The sequence below is a fragment of the Stenotrophomonas sp. FW305-3-2-15-E-LB1 genome, assembly GCF_058787375.1.
Genome location: NZ_JBYSZR010000002.1, coordinates 23,240 through 29,872, shown reverse-complemented (window position 1 = coordinate 29,872; position 6,633 = coordinate 23,240). Strand labels below are relative to the sequence as shown.

Below are 6,633 nucleotides of genomic sequence, written 5' to 3'. Positions count from 1 at the left end.
GGCCGGCATGCCTGCGCCCATCACACGGCTGCCGGCCAGCGGCCGGCACTACCGCACATCGTCCGCACATAAAAAAACCCCCGTCGCGAGCCGGGGGTTTTCCGTTACCGCATCAGGCAGCGACCGTCTTGGCCACGTCCTGGTACTCCTCGATCTGGTCGAAGTTCATGTAGCGGTAGATCTCCGCGCCGCTCTGGGCGATCACGCCCACATCGGCCATGTACTCTTCCTTGGTCGGGATGCGGCCCAGACGCGAGCAGATCGCGGCCAGTTCGGCCGAACCCAGGTACACGTTGGTGTTGCGGCCCAGGCGGTTCGGGAAGTTGCGGGTCGAGGTCGACATCGCGGTGGAACCTTCGCGGATCTGCGCCTGGTTGCCCATGCACAGCGAGCAGCCCGGCATTTCCATGCGTGCACCGGTGGCGCCGAAGGTGCCGTACACGCCTTCCTTGGTCAGCTCCGAGGCGTCCATCTTGGTCGGCGGGGCCACCCACAGGCGGGTCGGCAGGTCGCGCTTGCCTTCCAGCAGCTTGGCAGCGGCACGGAAGTGACCGATGTTGGTCATGCACGAACCGATGAACACTTCGTCGATCTTGGCGCCGGCCACTTCGGACAGCGTCTTCACGTCGTCCGGGTCGTTCGGGCAGGCCACGATCGGCTCGTGGATGTCGGCCAGGTCGATCTCGATGACGGCAGCATATTCGGCGTCGGCATCCGGCTCCAGCAGCTCCGGGTTGGCCAGCCACGCTTCCATCTTCTCGATACGGCGCTGCAGCGAACGCGGATCCTGGTAACCCTCGGCAATCATCCACTTCAGCAGGGTGATGTTGCTGGTCAGGTACTCGATGATCGGTTCCTTGTTCAGGCGCACCGAGCAACCGGCCGCCGAACGCTCGGCCGAGGCGTCGGACAGTTCGAACGCCTGTTCGACCTTCAGCTCCGGCAGGCCTTCGATTTCCAGGATGCGGCCGGAGAAGATGTTCTTCTTGCCAGCCTTGGCCACGGTCAGCAGGCCCGACTTGATGGCGTACAGCGGAATGGCGTTGACCAGGTCACGCAGGGTGACGCCCGGCTGCATCTGGCCCTTGAAGCGCACCAGCACCGATTCCGGCATGTCCAGCGGCATCACGCCGGTGGCCGCAGCGAAGGCGACCAGGCCCGAACCGGCCGGGAACGAAATGCCCACCGGGAAACGGGTGTGCGAGTCACCACCGGTGCCGACGGTGTCCGGCAGCAGCATGCGGTTGAGCCAGCTGTGGATCACGCCGTCGCCCGGGCGCAGCGAGACGCCGCCACGGGTGGAGATGAACTCCGGCAGGGTGTGGTGGGTCTTCACGTCCACCGGCTTCGGGTAGGCGGCGGTGTGGCAGAACGACTGCATCACCAGGTCGGCCGAGAAGCCCAGGCAGGCCAGGTCCTTCAGCTCGTCACGGGTCATCGGGCCGGTGGTGTCCTGCGAGCCGACCGAGGTCATCTTCGGTTCGCAGTAGGTGCCCGGGCGCATGCCCTGGCCTTCTGCCAGGCCACAGGCACGGCCGACCATCTTCTGTGCCAGCGAGAAGCCCTTGCCGTTGTCGGCCGGCTGCACCGGCAGGCGGAACAGGTCGGTCGGGGCCAGGCCCAGCGCTTCACGCGCCTTGCCGGTCAGGCCGCGGCCGATGATCAGCGGAATGCGGCCACCGGCGCGCACTTCGTCGAACAGCACGTCGCTCTTCACTTCGAACTCGGCGATCACTTCGCCGTTCTTCAGTGCCTTGCCGTCGTACGGACGCAGCTCGACCACGTCGCCGTGCTCCATCTGCGAAACGTCCAGCTCGATCGGCAGGGCGCCGGCATCTTCCATGGTGTTGTAGAAGATCGGGGCGATCTTGCCGCCCAGGCAGACGCCACCGGCGCGCTTGTTCGGGATGAACGGAATGTCATCGCCGGTCCACCACAGCACGCTGTTGGTGGCCGACTTGCGCGAGGAACCGGTGCCGACCACGTCGCCGACGTAGGCAACCAGGTGGCCCTTGTCCTTGAGGTCGAGGATCTGCTGGATCGGACCGCGCTTGCCGTCTTCTTCCGGGGTGAACGGCGCATCGTCGCGCTTGTTCTTCAGCATCGCCAGGGCGTGCATCGGAATGTCAGGGCGGGTGGTTGCGTCCGGGGCCGGCGACAGGTCGTCGGTGTTGGTTTCGCCCGGCACCTTGAACACGGTGACGGTCAGGCTCTGCGGCACTTCCGGGTTGCTGGTGAACCACTCGGCATCGGCCCAGCTCTGCAGCACGGACTGGGCGTTGGCGTTGCCGGCCTTGGCCTTTTCCTGCACGTCATGGAAGGCATCGAAGACCAGCAGGGTCTTCTTCAGGCCCGCAGCAGCGATGGTGCCGATGCTGGCATCGTCCAGCAGCTGCACCAGCGGGGCGACGTTGTAACCGCCGAGCATGGTGCCCAGCAGTTCGGTGGCGTGCTCGCGGCTGATCAGCGGGTTCTGCTCGCTGCCCAGGGCGATGGCCGCCAGGTACGAGGCTTTGACTTTGGCAGCATCGTCGACGCCGGCCGGCACGCGGTGGGTCAGCAGGTCGAGCAGGAACTCGGCCTCGCCCTGCGGCGGGTTCTTCAGCAGTTCGATGACATCGGCCGTCTGCTGCGCGCTCAGCGGCAGCGGCGGGATGCCAAGCGCAGCGCGCTCGGCGACGTGGTGGCGGTAGGCTTCCAACATGACAACTCCCGGGTAATGCGTAGGTTGAAAAAACAAAAGTGGGCTCAGGCTTGCGGCACGATCAGCTTCAGGCCCTTGAAGTAGTCGCGGTAAAACGTGTCGTTCCAGGTGATCAGGCCATCGCACTGCAGCAGTGCGTGGGCGCCGACCATGAAATCGTCCAGGCTGCGGCGGCTGCCGCTGCGCTGGCGGTGACGGCGGTGCATCTCGCCGGCGCGCAGGGCCGACTTGGCCTCCAGCGCATTGAAGTGCACGCCCATTTCTTCCAGTGCTTCCAGCACCTCGGCGCCGCCGCGCAGCGAGGCGCAGACTTCAGCCAGGGTCGCGCCGCAGACCACCACGCGGCCGCCGACCAGGCTCTGCCGCAGGCAGGCCTCCACTGCATCGGCCTGCGGGCCGTTGCTCAGCAGTTCGACCAGCACCGGGGAATCGACGGCGATCATCACGGCTTATTCCTCGTCGCGCACGGCGCGCACGGCGGCCTCGGCCGAATCGAAGCCATCAAGCGCGAACTTGCCGCGCGCCCGTGAAATGGCATCGTCAACACTCTTGCGCAGAATGATCCGGCTGCCGTCCAGCTCGACCTTCAGCTGGGTGCCCTTGGTCAGGCCCAGCGCGTCACGCACTGCCTTGGGCAGGGTGATCTGTCCGCGCTCTGCAACGGTGGCTTCCATGGGTAGGCCCTCTTCGGTATGCACGAATTATACATACCGAAGGGGCCATACCGCCAGCCGCGTACTTAGAAGACCACCTGCAGGCGGGTATTGAAGGTCGTGCCCTCGTCCCTGCCCTGCCCGCTGCCGCTGCGGTTGTAGGTCTGCCAGCGGATCGCCTCGAACATCACCCGGCTGTAGTCGTTCAGGTACCAGTTCGTTCCCAGCGTCCACGCGTGGCCGGTACCGCCGGTGGGCAGCTCGGCGTAGTCCACGTCCTCATAGCGCGCCTTCAATTCCCAGGCCCCGGCGCCGCCATCGGTCACCGGGTCGGCCACCTTCACCTTGCCCCAGGTGCCGGCCTTGCCCGAGTACGCCGGAAGCGCGCCCGCCAGGAACCAGCCCGCCGACACCGCCCAGGCCTCATGGTCCAGGTCGTAACGGCCGCTGGCGTCGACACCGCGCAGGTTGCGCGTGCCCCATTCGCCGGTGGCCCATGCCGGGCCGAATAACCCAGCCGCTTCCAGGCCATAGGCCGTGCTGCGCTCGGCCCCCACCAGGGTACCCGGGGCGATTTTCACCAGATCGTTGAAGTGCCCGGCGATGGCCGAGCTGCGCAGCACGCCGCTGGCACCGGCGGCGATCTCCTCGTGGAAGGCCCAGGCCCCCAGGTGCACGGTGGCGGCCTTGCTGGCCACCGGATTCCAATGCACGCGCGTGGCCCAGGTCTGGCTGTCGTTGTCGTTGCCGGCGTTGTTCAGGTCGTTGCCCGCCACCGACAGGCTGGCGTGCCAGCCCTTGCCGTACACGCGCTCGGTCAGGCCCACGCCGAACAGGCCACGCTGCGGCAGCATCAGCGTGCCGACCACGTTGCGGTCCGGGAACGGCGTGTTGGAGGTGCTGCTGGAGCCGTCGATGCCACGGTCGTTCAGCCGGTTGCCCACGGTCAGGTCGGCCGGCAGGCCGAACAGGGTGTGGTCCACGGTCGCATAGACCGATTTCCAGGCCACTGCGTTGTCGGCGAAGTCACCCTCCACCGCCCAGCCGAGGATGCCGTAGCGGCCCTCCGCGCCCAGGCGCACCGAGCGGATCTCGGTGCCGGAAATGTTGCGGTCAGCCACCGACGAGCCATCGGTACTGGAGCCATCGACGAACAGGCGGCCGCGCGGGCGGAACGCCACCTTGCCATCGGCACTGCTGAATTCCGGCGCGCCCTTCGCCCAGGACACCTTCGGTGCCTTGGACTGGCTTGACTCCAGCGCGGCCACGCGCGTTTCCAGCGCAGGTGCCGGTGCCGGGCCCGGTGCCGGGCCCGGTGCCGGGCCCAGTGTCGCCACGGCGGCTGCAGCGCCGCCCTGCCCGCCTTCAACCGCACGCAGGCGGGCTTCAAGCTGCTGGATCTGCAGTGCCTGCTGCTGCACCAGCGCCGACAGTTCGGCCTGGCTCAACGGGGCCGGGGCGGACTGTGCCCCGGCATGGCCGCTGGCCAACAGCAGGCCGAGCGCGACCGACAGCGCTGCGCGGGGCAGCACGGTGTGCGTGTTCATGGGTTCTCTCCGGCCAGCCGGCCCCCTGGCCTGGCGCTGGCCTGTTGCGGTGGTGCGGGGGAAGATCGGGGGAGGCAGCGCGCGCCGCCGGATCAGCCCGGCGGCACGGCATGCGGGCTCAGCGCAGCGCGGTCAGCTGGTGGCCTGTGCCTGGGCGTTGGGACGCCAGGTGATCAGCTTGTTCTCGACCACGTCGAGCAGGGCATCGATGACCAGCACGAAGGCGGCCAGGATGATGATGCCGGCAAACACACCCACGGCATTGAAGTTGCCTTCGGCCTGTGCGATCAGGTAACCCAGGCCTGCCGAAGCGCCCAGGTACTCGCCGATGATGGCGCCGACCACGGCGAAGCCGACCGAGGTCCGCAGCGAAGACAGGATCCAGCTGGCAGCCGCGGGGAAGTAGACGTGGCGCAGCAGGTCGCTGCGGCCCGCACCGAGGATGCGCGCATTGGCCAGCACCACCGGGTTCACTTCACGCACGCCCTGCATGGCGTTGAAGAAGGTGGTGAAGAACACCAGGGTCACCGCCAGGGCCACCTTCGACCACAGGCCCAGGCCCAGCCAGAGCACGAAGATCGGCGCCAGCACCACGCGCGGGATCGCATTGAAGCCCTTGATGAAGGGATCCAGGATGCGCGCCGAGCGGCGGCTCAGGCCGAGCCAGACGCCACCGGCCACACCCAGGCCGGTACCGATCAGGTAGCCCAGCGCGGTTTCGGTCAGGGTGATGTAGACGTGCTGGTAGAAGGAAGTATCGGACAGCCAGGTCCACGCCTGCTGCACGATCGCCGTCGGCGAGGGGAAGAAGAACGGATCGATCACGCCCAGCGCGATGCCGCCTTCCCAGCCACCGAACACGGCGATGACCAGGGCCAGCTGGATGATCTTGTCAGTCTTGGCGTGCATAGCTCTTCTCCACTTCGCCGCGCAGGCAGGCCCATATGTCGCGGTACAGGTCGGTGAAACGTTCGTCCAGCTTGATCTCGGCAACATTGCGCGGCCGTTCCAGGCCCACATCGAAGCTGCGCACAACGCGGCTGGCCGGGCCGGAAGACAGCACCACCACGCGGTCACCCAGCGCGATGGCTTCTTCCAGGTCGTGGGTGATCAGGATCACCGAGCGGCGATCCTCCTGCCACAGGCGCAGCAGCTCGTTCTGCATCAGGTGGCGGGTGTGGATGTCCAGCGCCGAAAACGGCTCGTCCATCAGGATCACCTTCGGCTCGACGATCAGCGCCTGTGCCATCTGCACGCGCTTGCGCTGGCCACCGGACAGCTGGTGCGGATAGCGGTGCTCGAAGCCGGCCAGGCCGACCTTGGCCAGCCACGCATTGGCCTTGGCCTTGCGCTCGGCCTCGGGCACGCCGCGGAAGCGCAGGCCCAGCTCGACGTTCTGGTAGGCGGTCTTCCACGGCAGCAGCGCATCCTGCTGGAACAGGTAGCCGACCGACTCCTGCACGCCGCTGACCGCGCGGCCGTCGATGGCCACTTCGCCGGACGACGGCTTCAGCAGCCCCGCCACGGAATTGAGGATGGTGCTCTTGCCGCAGCCGGTGGGGCCGACGATGGCGAGGAACTCGCCGTCGCCCACCTGGATGTCGACATCACGCACGGCGGTGAATTCGCCGAAGGACATGGTCACCTTGTTGATGGCGACCATGGTCTGTGCAGGCTCCAGCTGCGGCGCGCCGTTGAGCTGGCGCACGGTGGCATTGAGGGCCATGGG

At 67.2% G+C, this 6,633-nt stretch carries 6 protein-coding genes; all 6 read right to left on the bottom strand.

Going from position 1 to position 6,633, the window contains the following annotated elements:
* Positions 1–112: 112 nt before the first annotated feature.
* Positions 113–2,704 (bottom strand): bifunctional aconitate hydratase 2/2-methylisocitrate dehydratase, encoded by a 2,592-nt coding sequence (acnB, locus tag AC3WL7_RS01835; protein ID WP_492749121.1) that lies wholly within the window; start codon positions 2,702–2,704, stop codon positions 113–115.
* A gap of 44 nt (positions 2,705–2,748) precedes the next feature.
* Entirely contained in the window at positions 2,749–3,147 is a 399-nt protein-coding gene (locus AC3WL7_RS01830) for a type II toxin-antitoxin system VapC family toxin (protein ID WP_079221777.1), read from the bottom strand.
* 6 nt (positions 3,148–3,153) lie between these two features.
* Positions 3,154–3,378: an AbrB/MazE/SpoVT family DNA-binding domain-containing protein gene (locus tag AC3WL7_RS01825; RefSeq protein WP_079221776.1), complete on the bottom strand. Its 225-nt coding sequence runs from the start codon at positions 3,376–3,378 to the stop codon at positions 3,154–3,156.
* A gap of 65 nt (positions 3,379–3,443) precedes the next feature.
* Positions 3,444–4,904 carry an OprO/OprP family phosphate-selective porin gene (locus tag AC3WL7_RS01820; protein ID WP_492749120.1) on the bottom strand — a complete coding sequence of 487 codons (1,461 nt, stop codon included), beginning with the start codon at positions 4,902–4,904 and terminating at the stop codon, positions 3,444–3,446.
* A 132-nt stretch (positions 4,905–5,036) separates the two neighbouring features.
* The gene (locus tag AC3WL7_RS01815) at positions 5,037–5,813 is read right to left on the bottom strand and encodes an ABC transporter permease (protein ID WP_006442371.1); all 777 of its coding nucleotides are present in this window, start codon (positions 5,811–5,813) and stop codon (positions 5,037–5,039) included.
* The gene (locus AC3WL7_RS01810; protein WP_079221774.1) at positions 5,797–6,630 is read right to left on the bottom strand and encodes an ABC transporter ATP-binding protein; all 834 of its coding nucleotides are present in this window, start codon (positions 6,628–6,630) and stop codon (positions 5,797–5,799) included. The genes AC3WL7_RS01815 and AC3WL7_RS01810 overlap by 17 nt, the downstream gene beginning before the upstream one ends.
* Between the last annotated feature and the right edge of the window lie 3 nt (positions 6,631–6,633).